The sequence below is a fragment of the Ruegeria sp. HKCCD6647-2 genome, from assembly GCF_057221075.1.
The window spans coordinates 5,001-6,188 of the sequence record NZ_JBWVBD010000021.1 but is presented as its reverse complement, the minus strand read 5'-3'; the positions used below and the strand labels follow the sequence as shown (position 1 = coordinate 6,188).

The following is a 1,188-nucleotide window of genomic DNA, read 5'->3' as shown; positions in this document are numbered from 1 at the left end:
TTTGGTTGCGGGGAGAGGATTTGAACCTCTGACCTTCAGGTTATGAGCCTGACGAGCTACCGGACTGCTCCACCCCGCGCCAGGTGTTTTGTTTTCATCGATAGAGAGAAGTATTGGGATTTTACTAGGTTTGGCGGTGACCTACTCTCCCGGGGCTTAAGCCCAAGTACCATTGGCGCGGCAGTGCTTAACTTCCGGGTTCGGGATGGGACCGGGTGTTTCACTTGCGCTATGACCACCAAACCGAGGAAAATCCCCACGTCGCTGTTTTTGCGGAGCAAAAAAGCGACGGGTGGCAGGCAGCGTATTCGCTTGCGAATGCGCGTTGCCACTCGGTTATTTAATCAACCAACATCGCGGCTTGGCGCTGCGACGCTGTCCTTGGTCAAGGTCGGTGTATGCTTTTGGTTTGATTTGTCTTTCTGTTACTGGATCAAATCAAGCCTATCGGGCGATTAGTACCGGTCAACTGAACGCATTACTGCGCTTACATCTCCGGCCTATTGACGTGGTGGTCTTCCACGGCCCTCAGGGAGACCTTGTTTTGAGGGGGGCTTCCCGCTTAGATGCCTTCAGCGGTTATCCTGTCCGATCATAGCTACCCAGCACTGCCGTTGGCACGACAACTGGTCCACCAGTGGATCGTTCACCCCGGTCCTCTCGTACTAGGGGCAACTCCTCTCAAGTCTCCTACACCCACGGCAGATAGGGACCGAACTGTCTCACGACGTTCTAAACCCAGCTCACGTACCTCTTTAAACGGCGAACAGCCGTACCCTTGGGACCTGCTCCAGCCCCAGGATGAGATGAGCCGACATCGAGGTGCCAAACACTGCCGTCGATATGGACTCTTGGGCAGTATCAGCCTGTTATCCCCGGCGTACCTTTTATCCGTTGAGCGATGGCCCTTCCACTCGGGACCACCGGATCACTATGGCCGTCTTTCGACTCTGCTCGACTTGTCAGTCTCGCAGTCAGGCTGGCTTCTGCCATTGCACTCAACGAGCGATTTCCGACCGCTCTGAGCCAACCTTCGCGCGCCTCCGTTACGCTTTAGGAGGCGACCGCCCCAGTCAAACTACCCGCCACGCAGGGTCCCGGATCCGGATAACGGACCGCGGTTAGACATCAAGAGTGCGAAGGGTGGTATCTCAAGGGAGGCTCCACGGATACTTGCGTTTCCGCTTC

1 tRNA gene and 2 rRNA genes (1 of these 3 cut by a window edge) are annotated in these 1,188 nt (G+C 56.1%); all 3 read right to left on the bottom strand.

From position 1 onward, the window contains the following. Window positions 1–2: 2 nt before the first annotated feature. A tRNA-Met gene (locus AC2TDJ_RS21145) sits at window positions 3–79 on the bottom strand. 49 nt (window positions 80–128) lie between these two features. Continuing rightward, window positions 129–243: ribosomal RNA gene (rrf, locus tag AC2TDJ_RS21140) — 5S ribosomal RNA — on the bottom strand. A gap of 191 nt (window positions 244–434) precedes the next feature. Beyond that, window positions 435–1,188: ribosomal RNA gene (locus tag AC2TDJ_RS21135) — 23S ribosomal RNA — on the bottom strand; it runs 2,073 nt beyond the window's last position.